The organism is Croceitalea sp. MTPC6 (assembly GCF_036985525.1).
Taxonomy (GTDB): Bacteria; Bacteroidota; Bacteroidia; order Flavobacteriales; family Flavobacteriaceae; genus Croceitalea.
In genome coordinates this window covers 604639-629409 of sequence record NZ_BTGR01000001.1, presented here as the reverse complement: position 1 = coordinate 629409, position 24771 = coordinate 604639, and the positions used below count along the sequence as shown (strand labels likewise).

Sequence of the window (24771 nt, the reverse complement as noted above, 5' to 3'; positions counted from 1 at the left end):
ATAAATCACCCCGCTTACTTTGTAAGAAGGGTGATTAGTAAATTACAATTTATTTATGCTAAATATCCCCATCCTTGATAGGAGTAACTTTTTCACCTTTTAAGTGAATATCCAAAAACTCCAATACTTTGCTATAAGCGGTGATTTGATTTTCTTTTTTAACGAATCCATGACCCTCATCTTCAAACAAAACATATTCAACCGGAACACCATTTTTGCGAACTCCAGCTACAATTTCATCAGATTCTACTTGTAAAACCCTAGGATCTTTTGAACCCTGTAATACAATTAGAGGTTTGGTAACCTTGTCCGTATGAAATAATGGAGAAATCTTTCGTAAACGAACAGAATCTGCACTATTTGGATTTCCTAATTCTAAGTATAAGGCTTCTTTTTGAGCCTCCCACCATGGTGGAATACTTCTTAAAGTACGTATCCAATTCGTAACACCAAATAGGTTAACTCCAACATCAAATTCTTCTGGAGTGTATGTTAGTGCAGCCATTGTCATATATCCTCCATAGGATCCACCTATTATACCTATTTTATCCGCATCAATTTCAGATTGCGAGGCAAGCCAATTTTTACCTTCCACACAATCTTTTAAATCTTTATCACCATGGTTTAAATCATCCATTTGATAAAAGGTTTTTCCATAACCACTGCTCCCTCGGTTATTAACAGCTAATACAGCATAACCATGATTTACCATATATTGGATAAAAGAACTAAACCCTTGTCTAGATTGTCCTCCAGGACCACCATGAACCCAAACCAGCGCTGGAACTTTGTTTTCTGCAGTAGCCTGATGGGGCTTGTAGTATATGGCAGGAATTTCTAAGCCGTCAAAAGAAGGATACCGTATTACCTCTGCGTTCACCAAATCTTGTGCTTGTATCTCATCATTCAATACATCTGTGAGTTTAGTTTGTTCTTTGCTTTCCAAATCATAGACATATAAATTAGAAGGGGTGTGCGAACCACCCGCATAAAAACGCATGGTTTTTTCATCTCTAGAAAATGAAACGCTCGTGATATCCATATTTTCCATATCAGGTAACTCAATATTTTCTCCTGAAGCAACATCCATCACTTCTATAGTGTTTTTAGCATCTTCATTAATATAGGTTACCCGATATTTTCCAGTTTCGGTGAAATAACTCCCCATAATATCCCAATCTTTAGAGAGCACTTTTTCACTGGTTTTATTAGCAATATCATACTTCATAAGTTGGGCAAATTCTCCACCATCATCTGTTGTATAATACAAAGACTTGCCATCGGGAGAATAATCTTCAGGACTATTCGCACTTTGGTTTTTATTGATTTTAGTTAATGATTTATCTTCCCTATTGTACAGAAATAAATCAGCATCATTGGTATTAATTGGCTTAATAAGCGATAAGTATTTTTTGTCTTTAGACAATCCACCAACAAAATATCCTTCATCATTTTTAAATAACATCTCTGGAGTAAAGGTTTCCAAATCCATCTCATACAAATCTGAAAATCGTGGATCTCTTTTATTGGAAGAAAACAAAAAGCTTTTTTTGTCATCCGTCCAACCTGAAAAATTTGCCCTTGAACCCTCAAATGGAGTTAAATCTTTATGGCTACCATCTGTTTCTCTTAAATAGATGTGATAAATTTCATCTCCATTACCATCCATACGGAAAAGCATACGCTCATCATTTGGAAAATAAGAGATAGCAAATACTGAAGAACTATCTGATTGTGTAATTGGCATAATTTCACCATCATCAGTCGCAACAGTGTACATATTGTAAATCCCAGAGCGGTTACTAGAAATCAATAATTTTGACTTGTCTGGAGAAAAACTTCCTCCACCTATAGCTTCGTTATCCATCATTTGGGCAATGGTATACGTTTTCATAGTCTCTGCCACCGAGGGTGCAGCTTTTTCTTCCTTACAGCTCCAAAAGACGCTAACTGCAAGTACTACTAATAGTATTTTGTTCATTTTTAGTTTAGATTAAATTGTTCTGTCTCCTTAAAAGGAGATAAATTCAATGCTTCTATCGACTCACGATAGGCTTTCCATTTTTCAGTAAAAAAGGAGTTCGTTTTTTCCAAAGCTGATTTTAAATCAGCTTCAGCATACTTAATAAGGTCTTTCTCAGTTTTGGTTAATCCAGATTTACGTGTAGCAACATAAAAACTGGCATTGCCAATACGTTGCATTACATTAATTTCTGGATTACGTGTAATACCTTGTCGCTTATCTTCTTTTCCAATATACACGGCTACCACAGAATCAATTGATTTAACAATATCTTTTGAGGCTTTTATTCGGTCTTTGTATTTGTCCTTATCCAAAGCCTTCATTTCTTTAGAAAACTTATTTGCCAAATCTTTGCTTTCAACAAGCTGTTTTACAGCGTCGGCAGCTTTTTGTGTATACCCTTCCAGTTTTTTACTATGCTCATAGATTTCATTGACTGAAGCTAGAGAGACATCTAATCTTGGGTCAGTTTTTACAGTAATGTTAGTAGAATCAGAAGTTTCGCCAAAGCTAATTTTTACTTTATAGTTTCCTGGTTTTACATCAGTTCCGCCTCTTTCTCGCTTGTTCTTACTGATTTTACGAGCTGGTCTGTCTGGACCTTTTTCATCCATTCCCCAATAAACTCTGTGGAATCCTGCTTTTTCTGGAGTTTTATATTTTAAAGTTCTGATTAAGCGATTCCCGTCATAAAAATCGAATTGGACAGAATCCTTTTTCTGAACACCTGTCAATTCCTTTTTATCATCAGTTTTCTCAGTTTCTTCTTTCTCGCTCTTATCCTTTTCGTCATCATCTTTCTTATCTTTTTTCATGTCTTTTTTACCTTCTTTTAGGTAATAGGTAATCATTGCACCACCTTTTTTGTTCTCAGCGTTATACAAAGCATCACCACCAAAACGACTTCCGGTTGGCTGCTGATATGCTGCTTGATATGCAACTGGACTATCAAAAAGTTTGATGTCTTTACTAAGTATTGATTTATTCGAAGCTAAAGCACGCAATGGGCGAATATCATCCAAAACCCATGCAGCACGCCCAAATGTGCCAATTACTAAATCGTGCTCTCTCGGTTGAATCACCAAATCTTTAGTAGAAACCGTTGGGAAACCTTCAGTCCATTTTTGCCATTTGTTTCCAGCATCAAAAGAAATGTATAAACCATCATCTGTACCTAAGAAAACTAAATTTGGGTTTACTGGGTCTTCAACGATAGAGAGTGTGTAGCTTTCTACATTATTTGCATCTACAATTCTTGTCCATGTTTTACCATAATCTCGTGTTCTATAAGCGTAAGGGGTGTAATTAAACCTTCTGTAATCATTAGCTATCAACAAAGCCTCTCCCTTATTCTTTGTCGAAGCTTTTATTTGTGGAATCCAACTTCCTGTTGGTAATCCCTTAATATTTTTGGTAACATCTATCCAGTTAGAACCACCGTTTTGGGTAATGTGAACGCGACCATCATCCGTGCCCACCCAAAGCATATCTTTTTCAACAGTTGAAGGTTCTATCACCAAAATGGTACAATGATTTTCAGCACCTGTAGCATCCATAGTTAAACCACCACTTTCGCTTTGTTTTTGTTTCTCTGGGTCATTGGTGGTTAGGTCTGGAGAAATCACCTCCCATGTTAAACCTTTGTTGGTTGACTTATGCACGAACTGACTTCCAAAATAAACAGTGCTGTTATCATATGGGTCTTGCCCAATACCTGCATTCCAGTTAAAACGTAGTTTGGTTTCTGCATCTGGTGGCGTAGGGCGCACAATATAATTATTGCCCGTTTTCCAATCGTATCGAGATACAAAACCTTGCTGGCTCATAGCGTAGCCAAATTGATTGTCATCTAAATCTGGGACCACATCAAAACCGTCACCGAAAGCAATTTCTTGCCAATAACTATTTCGTATTCCTTGAGCTCGCCAAACATAAGCTGGTCCTCTCCAAGACCCATTATCTTGCATGCCACCATACACATTGTATGGGTATTCATTGTCCACATTTATATGATAGAATTGTGCAACCGGTAAGTTTCCAATAAAACGCCATGTTTTACCACCGTCTTTTGTAATATTCATTCCACCATCATTCCCATCTATCATAAACTGTCCGTTATCCGGGTGAATCCACCATGCATGATGGTCTGGATGTACACCATTATCCACCCCATAGGCTGGCATTAGCTGCGTGAAGTTTTTACCACCATCTTCAGATACATTCACATAGGTAAATACAGAAAACAATCGGTTTTCATTTTCTGGGTCTACATGAATATCAGAGTAGTAAAAGGGTCTATTGCCAATATCATTCTTGTCATTTATTTTCTTCCATTTAAAACCACCATCTTCAGATTTATAAAGTGCATTCTTTTTAGCTTCCACCAATGCATATACAATATTTGGTTTGTTTTTAGCTATAGTAATACCAATTCGTCCAAGTTCGCCTTTTGGCAGGCCATCTTCATCAGAAAGTTTCTTCCATGTTTTACCGCCATCGTGGGTCATATGTAACCCACTACCTTCACCACCAGACTTAAAGAACCATGGGTCACGTTTATGTTCCCACATGGCAGCAATTAATTTATTTGGATTGGTAGGGTCCATCACTAAGTCAGCTACCCCAGTTTTGTTATTAATGAAAAGTATTTTCTCCCATGTTGCTCCTCCATCAGTAGTTTTGTAAACGCCACGCTCTGGGTGAACACCCCAAGGAGAACCAATTGCACCTACATAAACTATGTTAGGGTCTGTCGGGTCAATAACAACACGGTGGATGTGCCTAGTTTTCTCTAAGCCCATGGCTTTCCATGTTTTACCTCCATCAAGCGATTTGTAAACTCCAAAGCCACCATTTAAACTGTTTCTCGGATTACCTTCTCCTGTACCTACCCATATTACAGATGGATTAGATTGTTGAATGGCAACTGCCCCAATAGAAGCCGTTAGCTCTTTATCAAAAATAGGTTCCCATTTTATTCCACCGGAAGTAGATTTCCAAAGACCACCAGAAGCAGTACCTACGTACATTACGTCTGGGTTATCGGTCACAACATCAATAGCAGTAACACGACCGCTCATTCCACCAGGGCCAATATTCCGTGGTTTAAGGTCTTGGACCAGGTCCATTGTAAATTCTTGAGCAAAAAAGGAGGTTGATGCTAGAAGCATCAATAGCGTAAATAAATTCTTCATTTGTTGGAAAGTTAATTAGTCGCCTAAAGATAAAGAAAAGGGATGTTCGGTTTCTTAAAAAGGTGTTAATGGAGGAAAATACTATTCTCTTATTTTGAAATAGGAATTCTTACCTTGTTAAGGTATTAGCCTTCATCAATGAAAAGTAAAAACATTGTATTTTTTTGCACTCTTATTTTCTTTGTTAGTTGCACAACAGTAAAAACAAGTCTACCAGAAAATAAAGGTAAAGCAGAGAATTCTAGCACTAAATTTGAACCTAAAGATGGTGAATGTTTGCTCTTTATTGGACAAGATATGGCTGCTGTAGGTGGGCTTAATAACTATTCAAACGGTTATTGTGACTATTTTAAAATACCAGCTGGAATAACCATTTATACAGGACTTTCAATAGGAGGGGAATCTTATGGCCATTATTTTAAAGGGAACGATGGGATTAAAACTACCGCAAATTGGGGAGCTGGAGATACCTGTGGACAGTGCTATCTAGAAGATGATGATTTTGACAATAGTATGATATCCATAGGACTATCTATGGTCAATAATGAAAAGAAAGTAGCCAAAGGAGAGCATAATGAACTCATAAGAGAATTGGCACAATGGATTAAGGATAGTAAACGCCCTATATTTTTAAGAATAGGCTATGAGTTTGATGGTTGGGATTGGAATCACTATAACAGAAGGTACTATTTGGCTGCTTGGAAACGGATTCGCGAAATTTTTAAAGAAATGAAAGTCAATAATGTGGCTTTTGTATGGCAATCCAAGGGAACAGGTTCTGATCAGGAAGTGTTGGAAGAGTGGTATCCTGGAGATGAATTGGTGGATTGGTGTGCTTATTCTTATTTTAGTAACCCCGACCAAGAAATGCTGATTTTCGCCCGTAATCATAACAAACCAGTTTTTATTGCTGAGGCTACGCCCGTTCTGGAACAAGGTGGACTGTTTTTTAATGCTGACCTTTCAGATGAAGAAGTAGCAAAGGGAGTTTGGGAACAATGGTTTACTGGTTTTATTTCAACTTTGAATAACAACAAAGACGTTATAAAAGCTTTTTCCTATATAAATGCAGACTGGTCTTCGCAACCCATGTGGACAAATAATCCTGTATTTCAAAGAATAGATTCACGAATTCAAGAGAGTGAATACGTTTCTGAAAGGTGGAAGGAAGAAATGGCGAATCCTAGATATCTAAAAGCTTCTTCAGATTTATGGAAAAATTTAAAACTAAACGAATGAAATTACTATTCACATTTAGCATTCTACTATTGATGTCATTTAATACTATTTCTGCACAGGAAGAACCTGTGAGAATTGGTGTAGTGGGTCTTACGCATACACACGTGCATTGGATACTTGGAAGAGAAGCTAGTAGTGACATTCAAGTTGTTGGGATTGTTGAACCAAATCGTGATTTAGCTGAGCGCTATTCTAAACAGCATGGGTTTTCCATGGATATAGTTTTTGATACGATGGAAGAGATGATTACTGCTACCCATCCAGAAGGAGTTACGGCCTTTGGAACCATTTATGAACATTTGGAGGTTGTTGAAACCTGTGCTCCTCTCGGTATCCATGTTATGGTGGAAAAACCTTTAGCAGTAAGCTTAGAACACGCGAAAAAAATGGAATCCTTTGCTAAAAAGTATGGTATTCATTTGTTGACGAATTATGAGACTACCTGGTATCCTACCAATCACAGAGCCTATGATTTATTGCAATCCGGCGCAATCGGAGATTTGCGCAAAGTGGTTATCCATGACGGGCATAAAGGGCCAAAGAAAATAGGAATCAATAGTGAATTTTTGGAATGGCTTGTGGATCCTGTGCAAAATGGCGGTGGTGCTATTATGGATTTTGGATGTTACGGAGCAAACCTAATGACTTGGTTGCAAAATGGACAAAAACCAAACTCAGTAACCGCAATCACCCAACAATTACAAGCAGAAAATAACCCAAAAGTAGATGACGATGCTATTATAATTTTGAACTATGAAAATTCCAATGCTATTATTCAGGCCTCATGGGATTGGCCTATTGGAAGAAAGGACATGGAAGTTTATGGTCTTAACGGAGTAATCTATGCCGATAATCGTAATGACCTTCGAGTTCGGATTGCTGAAGGGTATGATGAATATAAAGAGGAATCTTATACTTTAGAAGAGCTAGAAACCCCTCTGAACGACCCTTTTGCCTTATTTGCAGCTGTTATCAACAAGGAACTTACTTTAAAATCCTATGACCCATCTTCCCTAGAGAATAATATGATAGTCATGGAAATTCTTGATGCAGCTCGAAAAAGTGCTAAAACAAAAAGGACCGTTGCTATTAAGTAATAGGTACTACTGCTGCGCTGCGCATTTTGGATATTCGTTTTTTCCAATACTTCCTTACTTCGTAATACTGAACTTGTTTTAGTATTGTATTTTAGTTTAAATGCGGATGTCTTTTAGAGAAAATTCCAAACAACTCATTGCCTTGTCTTGGTGGAATAGAGTTGTAACACTTTTCAAAAGTGATGACGTTTAAGTGTTTGCCAAGGTATTTTAGATATAGTGCTGTGTCTCCACCAAAAGGTCGCTTTTCCATATCTCCCGTTAAAGGAATATCAAACCAAACACCAACTAGTTTACCCTTTGGTTTTAAAAGGGTATTCATATGTTTTGCATAGGTAAAACGATTCTCATCTGTTGGTACAAAAGAGCAAAAGAAGGTTTGCTCAAAGATGAGGTCATATTGGTCTTGATGGGTAAAAAAGTCCTCATGTAGTAATTGCGTTTGGGGAAAATCTGGATTACGTTTTTGGAAAGCTTCTAGGGGAACTGGCGAAATATCCATAATAAAAACATTGGTAAAACCTTGTTGCCAAAGGTATTCTGCTTCATAGGCATTGCCTGCTCCAGGAATTAAAATTTTGATGGGCTTATCTTCTAATTGGTCTATATAGGTTTTTAGAGGTGTAGAAGGATAACCAATATCCCAACCCGTTCGTTCTTCTTGATAACGTTGCGACCAATAGTTTTGTTCTTTTTTCAAGTGTGTATAAGATTTGGAATAAAAATAAGATAACTTGATTTGTTATGTGTTAGATTTGAGTTTGTAAAGCTATGTTTAATAAAAACAAAACTTGTCTGTGACTAATAGAAAGCTTTAATAAAATCAAACAATTTGAGTAGAAAGAAGAATATAAATGAATATTTAAAAACACCTTTTCTTGATGGAATTGAATTATTAAACGCTCAAAACTGTACTGTAAACTTCCCACTTCATAAACACGAAACATATAATATTTCATTGATTCTTAAAAACACTTTTTGTACAGAGTTGATAAATAAGTCTTTTATAGCTCCCACAGGTTCTATTGCAATAACAAATTCAAATGAATTACATGCTACGCCTTGTGACCAGACTATTGGGAACTCTTTTTTTACATTTTATATCCCGCCAACAGTTATTAAACATTTAGGAGTTAGCGATAATATACGCTTTGATGATAGGGTAATTTATGATACAGGAATTTTTAGTGACCTCATATGGCTCTCAAAAAGACCAAATATATTTGGAGCGCTTTTTGAAAAAAAGCTAATAGAGACACTTTCAACATTACTTAAAAAGTACGAAGTAAGTAAAACAAATAAAGAAGATAATGAGGGTCTAAAACTTTTTATAAAAGAAGTAATCGCTGAAGAAGATTTTTCACTTAATGATATAGCTTCAAAATACGGAATCAACAAATACAAGTTTATACGCTTGTTCAAGCAAGAAACGGGGCTAACACCAAAGCATTTTTTGATGTTAAGAAGAATAGAGAGAAGTAAGACTTTATTAAGAGCAGGTAATCCTATTTTTGATGTTGCTATTGATTGTGGATTTTATGATTGCCCACATTTCTACAAATACTTCAAACAATATACAGGTGTGAATCCCTTAGAATTCCAGTCTGCATTTACTGCTTAAGAGTAGTGCAATTTTTTACAATACATTTAGCTTTGCCTTTTTCATATTTGTACTGTTGAACTTATTCAGTATAACTATGAAATCTTTAAAAACAGCCACAATTGTTTGTTTTAGTTTATCTCTTTTTAAAATTTCTGCTCAGAACGATGTTACCTCTCAAGAACTTGAAACCAAACTCGATTCACTTTTCCTGGCTACAATGCAAGAACAAAGAATACCCGGTGCAGCAATTATAGTGGTTAAAAATGGGAAAACACTTCTAAAAAAGGGTTACGGTTTCACTAGTTTGGGTGAAGAAATCAATTATGTTAATCCCGATTCGACTATTTTTCGAATAGGTTCAATTACTAAATCTTTTACTGCATTAGCCTTACTTCAACAAATTGATAAAAATAAAATTAGTTTAGATAGTGATGTTAATCAATATCTAACTTCATTACAAGTCTCAAAAGCGTTCCATAAACCGGTCACCTCTTTCAACTTGTTAACACATAGTGCAGGTTTTGATGAATTAGGTGGTAGGCGTGTGTTCAATGAGAATGAACAACTACCGCTCTCCGATTTTTTAAAAGCCAAACTAAAAAGGATACGTGAACCAGGGGAAATTACTGCGTATTCTACTTATGGCGTTGCACTTTCCGGATTACTTGTTGAAGATTTAAGTAATCTAACTATAGAAGAATATATGAAAACGAATATTTGGGAACCTCTGGGAATGTATATGACCAGTATCGATTTGCCTGAAGAACATGGAGCAACTACCGCTCTTGGTTATGAAATGTATAATAATATAAATATTCCTCAACCTTGGGAATGGTACCATACTTTTCCTGCCTCATCTATAAATAGTACTGTAACAGATATGGGAAAATATATGCAAATGTTGTTAAATGAGGGGAGTATTGAGAATACTAGTATTCTTGGCAAAAGCTTAGCTAAAAAAATGTTGACACAACAATTATCGATACACCCACAATCGGATGGTTTTACTTTTGGACTTTACGAAAGAAAATGGAATGGAATCCCCTCCATTAATCACGGTGGCGAAATGTTAGGCTATAGTTCTTTTATGACTTTATTACCAGAAGATGATATCGGAATTTTTGTTGTACATCATCACGAAGGAACAAATTTAAGGCATCTTGCTATAGAAACGGTTCTTCAACAACTTGTTGAAAATAAACCAAGCAAAGAAAGTCGAGAAAGAATAGAGGATGATATAGCTCCATTTGTAGGAAGGTATGTTTGGCTATCTAATTGTCAAACATGTCCCAATAGTAATGAGCAGAAATCGTGGGAACTAAAAGCTAATGAGGATAATACCCTATCAGGTTTCAATCGTACATTCTATCAAATAGAACATTTACTCTTTGAAAGTACTGATGGCCAGCGAACAATGAGTTTCAAAAAAGATACAGCAGGGAAGGTCAAGTATATGTCTCTTGGAAATGTAAATGTATTTGAGAAAATAAGATAACTGTGAATACCGAAATTATTATTTCTTAAATATTAACCTTTTCTTCATCAGAAATCGCTCTTCTTTGAAGTGTTTTCATATTTTATTTTGAGGCATTTTCAGCAATTTTTGCAAGTCGTTCTTCAATTTCAGTTTTAGAAATCCATTTACCTTTAAGCATAACTCCTTGTATTTGTTTCAGTGCTTTTAAATTTTCTAAAGGATTGGCTTCCAATACAACCATATCCGCTACCAATCCTTCTTTTACTTGCCCAAACGTATCTTCCATACCAAAAAAGATAGCGGGATTAGTGGTTCCAGATTGTAAAATTTCTAGTTGCGTCATTCCTGCTCCCAGCATTCCATCTATTTCATGATGAATGGAAAAACCAGGAACATTAAAAAGCTGAGGTGCATCCGAACCTAATAAAATACCGTGACCATTTTTGCTTAACGCAGCTAACAAGCTTTTTCGGATGCTATCAAATTGTTGCCATTGTGCTGTAGAAAAACTGTTGTCCGCCATGTACCTCTCCTTTACTTGCTTCCAGTTTTCCAAAGTTGCCTTGGGCATATATTTCATTTCGGGTTGTTGTAATAATTCATCCGCGGTTATAGGGGCAAACCAGCGCTCAAAAAGGCTTTGTGTAGGTACAATCCATACCTTATGTTCTTTTGAAAGCGAAACCAGTTCATCAATTTTACCAATATCTGCTAGCGGCGTGAAATTATATCCAAAAAAACCGTTGGTGGTGGGGTCTACATTTTCAGATTCCGGAACCAAACCTTCCAAGAATCCATCAATATGATCAATGGAAGCGTAATTACTTTCTAAGGCATGCCGAATACCTACATCCACTGGAACGTGACCAGCAAATGGAATACCGACCTCATTGCCAGTAGTAACCACTTGGTCAAAAACATCACGCTGAATTCCAGGATGGATTTTTAAAAAATCGAAACCTGCTTTTTGGTATGCCGTTACTTTTGCAATCGCTTCTGCTTTAGTTTTTACAGAGTTTCCATTTAGAGAAGGGCTAGAAGTAAATACCCGCGGGCCAAGTACTTTTCCGTTTGCAATATTTTCTCTTAGCGTTAAATGAGTTTCATTACCTAACATGCCCCTAATGGTGGTAATACCGTTAGAGAGGTACAGGAAAAGAACTTCTTCAAGACGTTCCTTAGAAACGGTTGGTGGTGGAATATGGGCATGCATTTCTGCAAGACCAGGAATTAGGTATCCATTCTTACCATCAATCACATTTTGGTACTGGTTTGCATTTGTAACTTCAGTAAGAATAGCTTGAATTTTAGCGGAATCAATCACTATGTGTTGATTTTCAATAAGCTTTCCATTAGTAACATCCACAATATGGACATTGGAAAGTAAGGTAGCCGTAGGACTTACTTTTTGTTGCGATTGCCCACAGGAACTTAAGATAATTGCAATGAGTAATAGTGTTATTTTTTTCATCGGAATCGTATTAGTTGTTGTTTATAGCGGAAGCCAAAAGTGCTGCCAAATCCTTTTTATCCAAAATTTGATTGCCTTTTATAACATAGGCTAGGTTTTTGGTTTGCGTAATATCTTCTAGTGGATTAGCGTTGAGCAAGATAACGTCTGCCATATTACCTTCAATCAAACGACCATAATCAGCATCTTTTTGTAAAAACTGAGACCCTTTGTAGGCTGAGTTCTGTATGGCTTGCAATGGAGAAATACCCACAGCGACCATAGCTTCCAATTCTTTATGTAAAGAAATTCCTGGGTAGGTGTAGGAGTTAAATGCGCCACTATCGGAGCCTGCCAATAGGGAAACTCCAGCATCTGACATTGCTTTTGCCAATTCTCCAAAAAAATCATCCAAGTCTTTTCGGTTTTGAATGGTTTCAGGACTGGAATTTTTCACCCGATTGATACGACCTTCATAAGTTTTGATAATGCCGTTGCCCATGTATTTTAAATACTCATCTTGGGAATGGTCTACTTCATCCAAATAACTCAATACTTTTCCAATATGTAGCGTGGGAATGGAATACACGTTTTGTTCTTTTAGGATTTTAAAGGTTTGCTGCGCAGTACTTTCCGAGTAACTGTCTAGAAGCAAAGGCATGGCTCCCCAAAACCCAATTTCTTTATTGATGAGCATTTGGGTGACTTCCTTTTCCTTATCTGAGCACCCTTTCATGATGTAGTAGAGGTGTTCAATGCCATCAATACCAGTTTCAATAGCTTCATTTATTTCCACCGTGAATGGCATATGTCCAGAACTTATGATGCCTCGTTTTTCTGCTTCAGCAATCGTATTTAAATAAGCTTCTGCGCTAATTCGACTATCGTAGAGCTTTAGGTAATCTGTAGGTATGCGCTGTAATGAATCTAAAGCCATGGCGATATCGGTTTCATTTTCTACTGATAATGAACCTGCCCAAGTGGCATTAGAGCCATCTATTTTAGGACCTGATGTAAATATGGTCGGCCCTAGCAATTCTTCTTTTTCAATGGCTGTTTTCCATTCCATCACCTGAGGTGTTAAATCGCCCCCTGCATCTCTTACCGTAGTAATACCATTTGCGATAAAAAGCTTTAATAAGTTTTTATTGTCATCGATTAAAGAATCTCCACCACGAAAATGAACATGATTATCCCAAAATCCTGGTAAAGCATATTTTCCTTTGGCATTTATGGTAACATCCGCTTTGTAATAGGCGTCTCCTTCACCTTTTGTGATGATTTGCGTAATTCTACCATCAGTGATAAAAATATCTTTCTTTTCAATTTCACCTGTGACGATATCAATTACATTGGCATTTTTGATAATGATATCAGATTTGTCAGGTAAGGGTGGACAGCCCATTAAAAGAAAACATGCCAGTAGTACTAAAAAAGGTCGCATTAGCTTTAAAAAAAGGTTGATACAAGGTAGTAATTATCAATTTATGAGTCGACGAAGACCTATAAAAACTAAAATGAAAATTGAATAGCTAATGAAAAATGGAATAATATATTCTTTAAAACCTAAAGCAAGCATGAGGCCAATCAATAATAATTGAAAACCTAAACCAAAGGTTGAAACTGCAGTCATAAACCAGTTAGGTAGTTTACTGCTTTTTACCGCTTTTCTATCCATTTTGTAAATAATCTTATCAAAAAGACCATAAAGCAGACGATACATGGTAAAAAGAATATTCACATTTTGCTGTTTTTCTCCTTTCATTGCAATTGGGCGTTCGTTTTCAAATACCCTGCTGGTCGTATCCCCATTATATTTGTTTCTGAGAATCACATAATAATAGTTGTACAAAGTCCCTTGTAATTGAAGTCCAAAAAATGCTAGTAAAGTATAGGCAAGCGAGCCATCGGTAACATACCAAATAGTTAGTAGTATCAAGAGATTTAATACAATGTCCGAGACAGAATCTAAATACCTACCTGTATAGGACGGTGTTTTTTTTATCCTAGCCAATTCTCCATCTGCTGCATCTAAGACAGATTTTAAAATTAGAAAGAAGGTTGTGGCCCAATAATGCTGATTGAGGATGCAATAAATAGCTACCAAACCACAGATGACAAATCCAATTGTAACATGGATAGGCGTGAATGCTGTGTTTTTTAAGGATTTTGCAATAACTATTGCCACTGGTCTGCCATAATCTGACAAATCTAAAAACTGGTTCTCTTTGGGTAATTTAGACATCTAAAAAGTTACAACCACAATACAATAACGGTAGCACGCTGGCTTGTATCTTTCCTGTAACTTGTTACAAAAATACTACTAAATCGTAAATTTTATGTAAACGATAACTGGTTTTGAACAGATAGTTCAAAACCAGCATTATATCATTTTTTATTGATGCCCCAATTCGCAACCGCAACCTGGTATGGTGAAACTCTTTGAAGCTTCGTGCCAAGGAAAGGCTTGATTGTACTTGTTGTTTTCCCACCAAAACTCACCACGGCTTTTTTCCGTATTCCCAATTTCATTCATGGTATCTGTATCAAAAAGACGCCCGTTCGCCATGGTATATTTAACCGTTTCGGTATTCTTGATATCATCCAATGGATTCTTGTCCATAACGATTAAATCTGCCAATTTGCCAACTTTTAAGGAACCAATTTCATCACCAGCGCCTATGTATTGTGCACCATTTAATGTTGCTGCCCGTAAAGCTTGCATATTGGTCATCCCACCTTGATGCAACAACCAAAGTTCCCAATGTGCCCCAAGACCCTGTAATTGTCCGTGCGCTCCAAGGTTCACTTTTACCCCGTTATTGGTTAAGGCGGTGGCATCTTTGGAAACTAGAATATGTCCGTTTTCATATTCTTCATCAGGTACCATAGTTCTGTGGCGAGAACGGGCATCCACCAGGCCTCTTGGAGTATATTTTAGTAATTTTTTATTCTCCCAAACATTGTCTTTTTGATAGAACCAATATTCCCCATTTAGGCCGCCATAGTTAACTATTAAAGTTGGCGTATAACCAGATTTACTGTTCTTCCATAACTCGATAACATCTTTGTAGACCGGAGCAACTGGAATATTGTGTTCCACACCTGTATGGCCATCCATCAACATGGTCATATTATGATAAAAAGTAGAGCCACCTTCTGGCACTACATTAATACCCAATTCTCTGGCAGCTTGCATTACTTGTTGACGTTGATTTCTGCGAGGTTGATTGTAACTCTTAACCGATTTGGCTCCATACGCTTTTGTTCTTCGGATGGAAGAACGTGCATCATCCAGATTATTGATAACGGCTTTAAAATCCCCATCTGCCCCATAAAGTATAATCCCGGTGGAGTAGAGGCGAGGACCAATCATATCTCCGGTTTTAATCAATTCGGACATCGCAAAAATAGACTCTGAATTTGCCGAAGGGTCATGCGAAGTTGTCACACCAAACGCAAGATTCGCATATAATTGCCAGTGTTTTTGTGTAGTTAAACCATACCTAAATCCACCAACATGAGCGTGTGCATCTACAATACCCGGCATAATTGTCTTTCCAGTGACATCAAAGACTTTTGCATTACCTGGAACAGAAATATCAGATGAAGCCCCTAACTGTTCAATTCGGTTTTCATTGATGATGATAGTTCCATTTTCAATGACTTCATCACCTTCCATAGTTATAATTCTAGCATTGGTAAATGCTATTTTACCAGATGGTTTATGTTGTTTTAATTGAAGTCCAACTTTTATTCCCGTAGAATCTGGTTTTGCTACTTTTTCTGGAGAGCCCGGTAAAAAAGTATAGCGGTCTTTAATGTTGTTTGAAAAATACTCATCTCCTAAAGTCCACATAATTTTTTGACTGTCTTTTGACCAATGCAAATTGATACCAGCGTCTTTAGCTATTTGAGAAACTGGAACAAATTTGGAGTTGTTATCCAAATCAATGGGTTTCCCCGTCATTGCTAGTGGCGCAATGTAAGCTTTATGCAAGTTGGTAAAGGCAATCCATTTGTTATCGGGACTAGGAACCAATCTATTTGCATATTTAGATTTCACATGTGTACGCTCCTCTTTTCCGTTAAGGTCAACCGATTTTAAGCTTTTGGTCAAACTTCCAAAATAGATACCACCAGTTTGGTAGAATATGCGTTTACCATCTTTTGAAAACACTGGATATTCACCTTCTTCAGAAATCCATTTTGGATTACTTCCATTGGTATTGATGGTATAAATACCTGTTTTTTTGGAAAAAGTCCTTCCTTGGTCATTATTTCCGCCTTCTTTTCTGTAGGTTATAAGATTACCAGATGGACTGAAACTAGGTGTGCGGTAAATTCCTTTTTCTGAAGTTAACTTGGTAGATGAACCGCCATTTGAAGGCATCTTATGAACAGCTCCAAGATTTTCATCATTCCAAGTAACAAAAACCAATTCTTTACCATCTGGGGAGAAAGCAGCTTCTGCTTCAAAATCCGTATTATTCGTTAAACGTTTTGGTTTGCCATTAGGTAGTTTTTTACTCCATAAATGTCCCACCGCAGTAAATACTAAAGTTTTACCGTCTGGGGAAGTAACAGCATGGCGAATAACTTTGGCATCAAAAGTTTCTGCGGCCACAGGGGATTTAAAATGAACACGCTCTGCAATTTTAATATCATTTTCTACTTGAAAAGGAATATTTGTTACTTCTAGAGAAGCGACATCAATCTTATGAATTTTACCTCCGCTCCAGAATACGATGGCTTTGTCATCTGGGGTCCAGTTAAAGTTTGGGTACACCCCAAAAATTGCCCAAGCTTCTTGTTGGTCTTTGGTCAAACCGTCAAATAGAGGCCATTCTTCACCAGTATTTAAATCATGTAAGAATAGCACAGATTTTGTTCGGATGCGTTTTACAAAGGCAAGTTTAGACCCATCCCTGGAAAGTTGAGGTCGTACTGCGCCACCTGGCCCACCAGTAATGGTAATAGTTTTTCCAGTTTCAAAATCGTAACGCTTAATCACATAGATTTGACTGTTGGGGTCCATGTTGTACTGGAAATAACCACCGGGATAAACGTCTTCACTATAATAAACATACTTCCCATCTGGCGAGACACAAGGTTCACCTAGATTTTGTTGGTCATTTTTACGTTTGGTCAATTGTAGACCGGAGCCTCCTGTAATATGGTATTGCCAAAGTTCACCTGCACCAAGTGAGCGTTGGGAGGTAAAATGTTTACGACCAATTAAGTAATTGCCATCTGGAGTCCAATATGCATTGTTTAGTAAGCGAAAACTTTCTTTTGTTACCTGTTTGGCATCTGAACCATCACTTTTCATGACCCAAATATTGTCACCACCACCAGCATCAGAGGTAAAAGAAATATGTTTTCCGTCTGGACTGAATCGAGGTTGTACTTCAAAAGGAATTCCACTTCTTAAAGGTGTGGCTTTACCTCCAGTAATAGGCATTTTATAAATATCTCCTAATAAATCAAAAACTAGGGTTTTCCCATCAGGACTAACATCAAGGTTCATCCAAGTTCCCTCATCTGTTGTAAGTGGATAGTCTTTGTAGTTAAAGGATTCCCCAGGATTGGTAACATCCCATTTCTTATCTTTTTTCTTTTCTTCTTGGGCAAACAAGGTAACCGATGCCATAAACATCAAAAGGGTAAATAATTTTTTCATTGCGGTTGTTAATTAGTCGACTAAAGATAGGGAAAAGGGAGCTTTCATTTTGATTGGATTTGTTTATCATTACCTTTAGAAAGTAAATGAACTTTTATGCTTGAATTACGACCGACTTGTGAGAATTGTGACAAACCTTTGCTTCCAGATAGTCAAGAAGCAATGATTTGTGCTTACGAATGTACTTTTTGCGTTGATTGTGTCGATACCATACTTGAAAATGTTTGTCCCAACTGTGGAGGAGGGTTTGAGAAAAGACCAGTCCGGCCAAAAAAAGAATTAGAAAAAAATCCACCTAAAGGTAACAGAGTCTACAAACCGGTAGATTTAGATGCCTTTCAAAATTTAAAGGAAGCAAATAAAAATATTCCCCCAAAAGATAGGTGAGACTTTTATGAAAAAACCAAGTTGGATTTACCTTCTATTATTGATTTTAGCTGGCGAAGCTGTTTTTATTCTACCCTTTGTACTACCCAGAATATTTAGACCTACGGTATTGGAAGTTTTTCAAATGGGTAATCTTGAATATAATTTGGCTGTTTCTCTCTATGGAATTATAGCAGTACCATCTTATTTATTAGGAGGCCCTTTAGCAGATAAGTTTCCCCCACGAAAACTAATCTCCACAGCCCTTTGGATGACAGCTCTAGGAGGTCTTGTATATGCATTATACCCTAGTTTTAATACTTTACAAGCACTATATGGTTATTGGGGTTTTACTACCATATTTTTGTTTTGGGCGCCCATGATAAAAGCAACTCGGGTGTGGGGTGGTGACACTTCCCAAGGAAAAGCATTTGGGTTTTTAGATGGGGGTAGAGGACTTACAGGATTTTTGTTTGGGCTATTGGGTGTATTTATATTTTCTCTTTTTTTGGGAGATGATGTGATCGAGGTATCGCTTTTAGAACGTCAAGAAGCATTTACTTATGTACTTTATACATCAGTTATTATTATAACGGTAATAGGAGTGTTGGTTTGGTTTTTTATGAAGTCTGATGTAAATGACAAAGAAATTCTTGTAGAAAAAATCAACTTTAATGAAATAAAGCAAGTACTAAAACTACCATCTATATGGCTATTAATGGTCATTATTTTATGCGCTTATGTAGGGTATAAGATTACGGATGTAATATCTCAGTTCGCTAATGAAGTAATGCTCTACGACCAAGTAGAATCTGCTCAAGTGGGCACTTTTTTACAATTTTTAAGACCAACAACTGGTATTTTGGTTGGGTTATTAGTAGACCGATTCAAGATTACTTTTTGGTTGTTTTTAAGTTTGGTACTATGCATTATAGCAGGTATTCTTTTTGCCTCAGGGATTATAGTTCCAACAACAACCTTTCTATTTTTTACTTCAGTAGTTATTATTGGGATGGGTGTTTATGCTGCTCGAGCTTTATATTTTGGCGTGATGAGGGAAGGTAAGATTCCATTGGTGCTAACGGGTACAGCAGTTGGGTTAATTTCTTTGGTAGGATATACACCAGATATTTTTGTGGGCCCAGCATATGGTTATTTTCTTGATACCTATCCTGGTGAAGAAGGACATCAATATGTATTTTGGATGCTTACCGGATTTTCTACTGTTGGTGCTATAGCGGCCTTTATCTATTATCGATTATACCAGAAATAAACTTATCTCGTATTTCTTGACTTAACGCCTTTTTTACAAAGTGAAATGATTTCTGTAATCCGCTTTTGCCTCGTTTCCTCTCTTTTGGCTTGGTTTAACCAATACAAATAGCTTTTCTGCTGACCCCTTGTGAAGCCTTGGTAGTTTTTGAATGCTCTTGGATTCTTATTAAACGCTCTTTGTAAGTCGTTAGGGATTATACCATTTTCTACATCATCCAGAACCGTCCATGAACCGTTTTCTTTTGCAATTTCAATAGCTAGATAACCACTTTCATGTATTAGGCCCGCTGCCTCGAGTTCTTTTAAATGGTCTTTGTTTACCTTACTCCAAACACTTTTTGGTTTTCTTGGGCAGAAGTATTGACGGCGTTTTCCATTTCCTAGACTCTTTACGGTACTATCTATCCACCCATAGCAAAGTGCAACACGGACAGCTTCTTCCCAACGCATGCTGGGCATTTCATGTACTACTTTATAGAAAATTAAATAGATTCCATCTGAAATGGAATAGTTTTCATGCAACCAAGCTCTCCATGCGGTATCATCTTTAAAATATAGCTCTTCAATGTTTTTCAAAACTATAGTTTTGAAGCCTCTATATAGAAATTTCTATCGATAACGATGTTATCCGTTTTTAAATCTTCGGTTTTCCAAGCTTGCTTTTTCTCTGGAAAGAGCCATTTTTCCTCATTACCTACCAAAATACGAACTGGCATATCAAAATCGTCAACTACATTTTTGTAGCGATATTTTATGGATTTGCCATCTAATTTATACTCTAGCGTAGGGATGTCTGTAGTTCTAAGGTATTGCTCAAAGAATGCCGAGAGGTCTTTTTTAGTTTCTTTAGAAATATAATCCTCAATTTGTTTGGTAGTAACCGTCTGGTAGTAAAATTCTTCATTAAGCCCTCTAAGTATTTGACGCCATTTTTCATCATCTTCAATGAGCTGTCTTAGCGTGTGCAGTATATTGGCTCCCTTGTAATACATATCTCCAGAACCACGTTTATTTAGATTATACCTACCAATAATGGGCTTGTCATTTCTAATATTTGCTCTTGTGCCAATGACATAATCTGCTGCTGCTTCTTTTCCAAAATGATAGTCCAAATAAAGATTTTCCGAATAGGCGGTAAAGCCTTCATGTATCCACATATCAGCAATATCTTTATAGGTGATATTATTAGCAAACCATTCGTGCCCTGCTTCATGTATGATGATAAAATCAAACTTTAGTCCCCAACCTGTACCAGAAAGGTCGTTGCCCAAATATCCATTTTGATATTGATTACCATAGGTTACAGAACTTTGATGCTCCATACCTAAATAGGGGACCTCTACTAGTTTAAATCCGTCATCGTAAAACGGATAGGGCCCAAACCAATGCTCAAAGGCCTTCATCATCATGGCAGTTTGCTTAAACTGTTCTTTGGCTTTCTCTAGGTTATCGCGCAGCACATAATAATCTAAATCCAATTCTCCTTTTTCCCCTTGATACTTTTCTCCAAAATGTACATAATCCCCAAGGTTGACATTTACACCATAATTATTAATGGGATTATTCACAAACCAATGGTATGTTTTAGTATCGCCATTATCCTCTACAGAACGTAATCTGCCATTTGAAACGTCCATTAAATCTTTTGGGGCCGTTACACTTATGGCCATACTGTCAACTTCATCATACATATGGTCTTTATTGGGCCACCAAACACTTGCTCCTAAGCCTTGGCAGGATGTAGCTATGAAATCATTGCCATTAGTATCTTTTTTCCAAGAGAAACCACCATCCCATGGAGCTCGAACGGCCTCTTTGGGATTTCCGGAGTAATAAATTTCAATCTCATTAAAATCGCCTTTTTCCTGTTTCTTGTCAAGTAGTATCAAATGAACATTACCGCTGCTTTTAAATGAAAGCTCTTTTCCCTCGCTAAGAACTTTTTCAATCTTCATTGGTGGTTGCAAGTCAATTTGCATTACTTGTTCCGGCTTTAAAACCTTGTAACGGACTGTATTCTTCCCTGAAATATATTTCTTGTCTGGTTCTACCTCAATATCTAAGTGATAAAAATTTAAGTCCCACCATTCTCTTTCGGGAGTTATGCTACCTCTTAAGAAGTCTGCTTTCGTATAGCTGGGGTTTTCCTTTTGAGCAAATAGGCTACCAGTAACCAATAACCATAAGAGTATTTTTTTCATATCAAAAATTTATCTGAAGATTTTATTTGGGAAAACGACCATACTTTCATGACCATCTTTACCTAAGGCTGCAACCCCAAAAAAGTAATTATCAATAACTATACCGTCTAAAGTAGCTTCGGTAACGTCACCAACATTTCTATGGTTGTCCCAAGTTGGGGAAGTGGTATCCCTCCAGTATATTTTATAGCCAACGGCACCATCGACCTTGCTCCATTTTAGTTTAGCAGATGGTTCAACAATTCCACCTATTTCTACCGTCTCTGGCGATGGCGGAGCCCAAGCAATCGAGGCTAAATTAATGGCATTTACTGCGGTTAATTTTTTGGCATAGTCAAAGTTCACATGTTCCAATACATCACCGTATGCAATTCCATTTTCAACTCGGATATCTTGGTGTTGTTGTGTATAATTTTCATGGGATTCCATGATTCTAATCCCAGCATATCCGGCATCATTAAATGGACGGTGGTGACCTCCACGACCGAACCTATCCAAGCGATATATCATAGTTGGATTCATTTCTGGCATGTAGGTTTTAGTGGTTTTATGTACATAACGGGCTAGTTGACGAGAAATTCCGTCAACTTCTCCTCCATAAAAACGTCTTGCACGTCTTTGCCTCTCTGTTTCTGTTGGTGGAACAGGTTCAGAGAAAATTCTAAAATCTCTATTACTAACCACCCCATCTACACCAGTAATATTGCCGATCATATCGTTATTGATGATACCGATAATATCCCAACCTTTCTCCTTTGCGTAGGCGGCTAACCCTTGCCCACCAAAAAGGCCTTGTTCTTCCCCGGATAATCCCAGAAAAAGAATACTACTCTCAAAATTATATTTGGACAATACCCTGGCGGCTTCAATAGTTCCTGCCATTCCACTGGCGTTGTCGTTTGCTCCTGGTGAATCCGAAGTAAAGTCTGTTGGATCACTAATGCGGGAATCAATATCTCCACTCATAATGATATATCTATTGGGATATTTTGTTCCTCTTTTAACCGCGAGTACGTTTACCACCCAAACATCTTTCACAATACGCTGATTGGTTCCTTTTTTTACCAAATCTTTTTGATAGGAAACCTCTAGACAGTCACCACAATCAGATGAAATTTTTTCAAATTCACTTTTAATCCAACGTCTTGCAGCGCCAATACCCCTAGTTTGTGATACCGTATCACTTAAAGTATGCCTAGTACCAAAGTTAGCAAGTGTGGTAATGTCCTTTTCTATTCGCTTGGACGAGACATCATTGATAATGTCATAGATACGGGAATCGGTTTGGGAAAGTCCGACTGTTGCAAATAAGATTGTAAAAAAGCTTAAAATTATTTTCATTGAAGTTTTGAATTATATTTTTTTTCAAAGGAAGCCCCGTGCCAATAGCATAAAGGACCAAGTATAGCATAAATTATTCCTGGTAATGCATAACGTAGCCCTATTTGAAATTTAGCTGTTACAATAGATAAAAAAGCTACAAATACATATATGGCAAAGTGCCTAGTGTAAAACAATAATTTTAATGAACTTTCTATGGATTTTGTCTTTTTGTAAGCCCTAAGATACATCAAAGAAAGGCATAGAAAAATCAACAAAAAACCCAAACTATATAGTTGAAACAGTGATGAAAAATCATCAAGACTCAATCCTTTTTTACCAACCCAGGTATCCAATAATGATTTTAAAGGAAAGACATAGTACAACACAACAAAAAGCAAGATTGCGTTAAGGGCAATTATCCAATTGTCCATATAATTTGTTCTACGAAAAAAGTTATAGTGTACTGACCATAGCCCAACGAGAACAAAGAAACTAACTCCAAAAGTTATAAAACTGGTTGTTTTTGCCTGTACTAGAAGAAAATCTTGGTCTGTATCAAAGGAAACCACCATTAACGTTGCTGCAAAAGCAAATACGGCATCACTAAAAGCTTCTATTCTAGAAATATTGTGTGGAAATTTCACTTATGAAAATTACTGAATAAATGTGACTTTGGAAATTTTACCATTTTCAACCTCATATATAGCAACTGCACTAAAATTAGCTCCGTTCGCTGTTATATATTCCTCATCTATCACTTTATTGCCAATGACAATTCTGTTCTTTATTTCGCAATGTAAATCTGGAGTGGTTTCAAAATAGGATTTATAGCTTGCCCTCATCTTTTCCTGACCTTCAGAAAATAGTTTTTCAGGATGGTTGTATAGTTTTATATTTTGAGAATAGGTATCCATAAATGCATCTATGTCTCTTGCGTTATATGCATCTAATTGCTTTTGTACAATTACTGCTGGTGATTCTTCAGCCACAAAAGCAAGCCTTTTTGAATTTTGATTTACTGTAATCCGAGAAATGTTATTGATTTCTTCCTGCTTAAAACTTTGTACAAGTTGCCATCTAATATCAGTTGCAGGATTCATTTTAAGGATAGATTTTCCACTACCAATTAAAATGGTTCCATCATTCAACCAACACATATCTTCGGTATTATTAAGCGTATTGGCTATTTTTTTTGTTGCTCCAGAAATGGGATTTAGCGACTTAATTTCCCAAACCTCTTTCTCTTTACTGATATAACTTATTAGTTCTGTATTGGGTATTTTATGAAGTGAACGGCCTACATTTTTTTGAAAAGTATAGTTGGTGCCATCTTTTAAATTACTTACTACCAAATCCATTCTATTTTCAACAAGCACAGTTGAAACTAAAATATCGGCAGTGTACCATAAATGATAACCTACCTTTGAATCTTTTAGGATAAGTTTTGACCTCCCAGTTTTAATATTATACTCATATAACCGTTGTAAACCGTTCAAATCTAGCCTGATGGCAGAAACTGCCTGTTTCCCTGGAATTTTTAAAGGGGAATACTCACTGCCGGTAGGGGTATCTGTAATCCAACTTGTTATACTGCCATTTTCGATATCTAACCGACGGATATCTGTTTGGTCAGCTCGGGTAGATGAAAATAAAACAGTATTGTTATCCAAAAATGAAGGTTGATTGTCGTAACCATCATTATTTGAAATATTTTTTGGATTGGATAAAACAGGTTTGCCATCGGCAATCGTCAAATCAAAAAGATAAACTTCCGTATTGGGCTGTGAAAAAGCCAAAACTGAAAATAGGATTAATCCTATATGTAAAAGTGATTTCATAA

The 24771-nt window shown here is 36.8% G+C and carries 18 protein-coding genes; 6 read left to right on the top strand and 12 right to left on the bottom strand.

All coding sequences use genetic code 11. From position 1 onward, the window contains the following. Positions 1-58 precede the first annotated feature (58 nt). The gene (locus AACP56_RS02920; RefSeq protein WP_339333607.1) at positions 59-1981 is read right to left on the bottom strand and encodes a S9 family peptidase; all 1923 of its coding nucleotides are present in this window, start codon (positions 1979-1981) and stop codon (positions 59-61) included. A 2-nt stretch (positions 1982-1983) separates the two neighbouring features. Beyond that, positions 1984-5217, bottom strand: a complete 3234-nt coding sequence (locus tag AACP56_RS02915) for a WD40/YVTN/BNR-like repeat-containing protein (protein WP_339333609.1) — start codon at positions 5215-5217, stop codon at positions 1984-1986. A 138-nt stretch (positions 5218-5355) separates the two neighbouring features. Here AACP56_RS02915 and AACP56_RS02910 point away from each other — a divergent pair, with 138 nt between their 5' ends. After that, positions 5356-6456, top strand: coding sequence for a glycosyl hydrolase (locus AACP56_RS02910; protein ID WP_339333611.1), 1101 nt, complete (start codon positions 5356-5358; stop codon positions 6454-6456). Then, a complete protein-coding gene (locus AACP56_RS02905; protein ID WP_339333613.1) occupies positions 6453-7553 on the top strand; it encodes a Gfo/Idh/MocA family protein in 1101 nt (366 codons plus the stop codon). Before AACP56_RS02910 ends, AACP56_RS02905 begins: the two co-directional genes overlap by 4 nt. A gap of 91 nt (positions 7554-7644) precedes the next feature. Here AACP56_RS02905 and AACP56_RS02900 read toward each other — a convergent pair whose 3' ends face one another. After that, positions 7645-8253 carry a methyltransferase domain-containing protein gene (locus tag AACP56_RS02900; protein WP_339333615.1) on the bottom strand — a complete coding sequence of 203 codons (609 nt, stop codon included), beginning with the start codon at positions 8251-8253 and terminating at the stop codon, positions 7645-7647. 132 nt (positions 8254-8385) lie between these two features. On the opposite strand from AACP56_RS02900, the gene AACP56_RS02895 reads away from it, so the two are divergent. Both AACP56_RS02895 and AACP56_RS02890 read left to right on the top strand, forming a co-directional pair. Further along, positions 8386-9174, top strand: coding sequence for a helix-turn-helix domain-containing protein (locus AACP56_RS02895; protein ID WP_339333617.1), 789 nt, complete (start codon positions 8386-8388; stop codon positions 9172-9174). Between the two features lie 76 nt (positions 9175-9250). Then, positions 9251-10651, top strand: a complete 1401-nt coding sequence (locus AACP56_RS02890) for a serine hydrolase domain-containing protein (RefSeq protein WP_339333619.1) — start codon at positions 9251-9253, stop codon at positions 10649-10651. An 82-nt stretch (positions 10652-10733) separates the two neighbouring features. On the opposite strand, the gene AACP56_RS02885 is transcribed toward AACP56_RS02890, so the two are convergent. From AACP56_RS02885 to AACP56_RS02870, 4 genes are all read right to left on the bottom strand, one after another. Next, complete coding sequence (locus AACP56_RS02885; protein ID WP_339333621.1) at positions 10734-12104, bottom strand: amidohydrolase family protein; 1371 nt, start codon at positions 12102-12104, stop codon at positions 10734-10736. A 10-nt stretch (positions 12105-12114) separates the two neighbouring features. Further along, positions 12115-13527 carry an amidohydrolase family protein gene (locus tag AACP56_RS02880; RefSeq protein ID WP_339333623.1) on the bottom strand — a complete coding sequence of 471 codons (1413 nt, stop codon included), beginning with the start codon at positions 13525-13527 and terminating at the stop codon, positions 12115-12117. 36 nt (positions 13528-13563) lie between these two features. Next, the gene (locus AACP56_RS02875; RefSeq protein WP_339333625.1) at positions 13564-14328 is read right to left on the bottom strand and encodes a CDP-alcohol phosphatidyltransferase family protein; all 765 of its coding nucleotides are present in this window, start codon (positions 14326-14328) and stop codon (positions 13564-13566) included. A 150-nt stretch (positions 14329-14478) separates the two neighbouring features. After that, positions 14479-17766, bottom strand: a complete 3288-nt coding sequence (locus AACP56_RS02870; RefSeq protein WP_339333627.1) for an amidohydrolase family protein — start codon at positions 17764-17766, stop codon at positions 14479-14481. 96 nt (positions 17767-17862) lie between these two features. On the opposite strand from AACP56_RS02870, the gene AACP56_RS02865 reads away from it, so the two are divergent. Both AACP56_RS02865 and AACP56_RS02860 read left to right on the top strand, forming a co-directional pair. Further along, entirely contained in the window at positions 17863-18153 is a 291-nt protein-coding gene (locus AACP56_RS02865) for a DUF1272 domain-containing protein (protein WP_339333629.1), read from the top strand. A 7-nt stretch (positions 18154-18160) separates the two neighbouring features. Beyond that, complete coding sequence (locus AACP56_RS02860; protein ID WP_339333631.1) at positions 18161-19405, top strand: MFS transporter; 1245 nt, start codon at positions 18161-18163, stop codon at positions 19403-19405. A 2-nt stretch (positions 19406-19407) separates the two neighbouring features. Here AACP56_RS02860 and AACP56_RS02855 read toward each other — a convergent pair whose 3' ends face one another. From AACP56_RS02855 to AACP56_RS02835, 5 genes are read right to left on the bottom strand one after another with little or no spacing between them, the layout of a single operon-like run. Further along, entirely contained in the window at positions 19408-19983 is a 576-nt protein-coding gene (locus AACP56_RS02855) for a YdeI/OmpD-associated family protein (protein ID WP_339333633.1), read from the bottom strand. Between the two features lie 2 nt (positions 19984-19985). Next, positions 19986-21608: a M1 family metallopeptidase gene (locus AACP56_RS02850; RefSeq protein ID WP_339333635.1), complete on the bottom strand. Its 1623-nt coding sequence runs from the start codon at positions 21606-21608 to the stop codon at positions 19986-19988. Positions 21609-21617: 9 nt separating this feature from the next. Then, the gene (locus AACP56_RS02845) at positions 21618-22949 is read right to left on the bottom strand and encodes a M28 family peptidase (protein ID WP_339333637.1); all 1332 of its coding nucleotides are present in this window, start codon (positions 22947-22949) and stop codon (positions 21618-21620) included. Further along, positions 22946-23575 carry a TMEM175 family protein gene (locus AACP56_RS02840; protein ID WP_339333639.1) on the bottom strand — a complete coding sequence of 210 codons (630 nt, stop codon included), beginning with the start codon at positions 23573-23575 and terminating at the stop codon, positions 22946-22948. Before AACP56_RS02840 ends, AACP56_RS02845 begins: the two co-directional genes overlap by 4 nt. 9 nt (positions 23576-23584) lie before the next feature. Then, complete coding sequence (locus AACP56_RS02835) at positions 23585-24769, bottom strand: nuclear transport factor 2 family protein (protein WP_339333641.1); 1185 nt, start codon at positions 24767-24769, stop codon at positions 23585-23587. Positions 24770-24771: the final 2 nt, after the last annotated feature.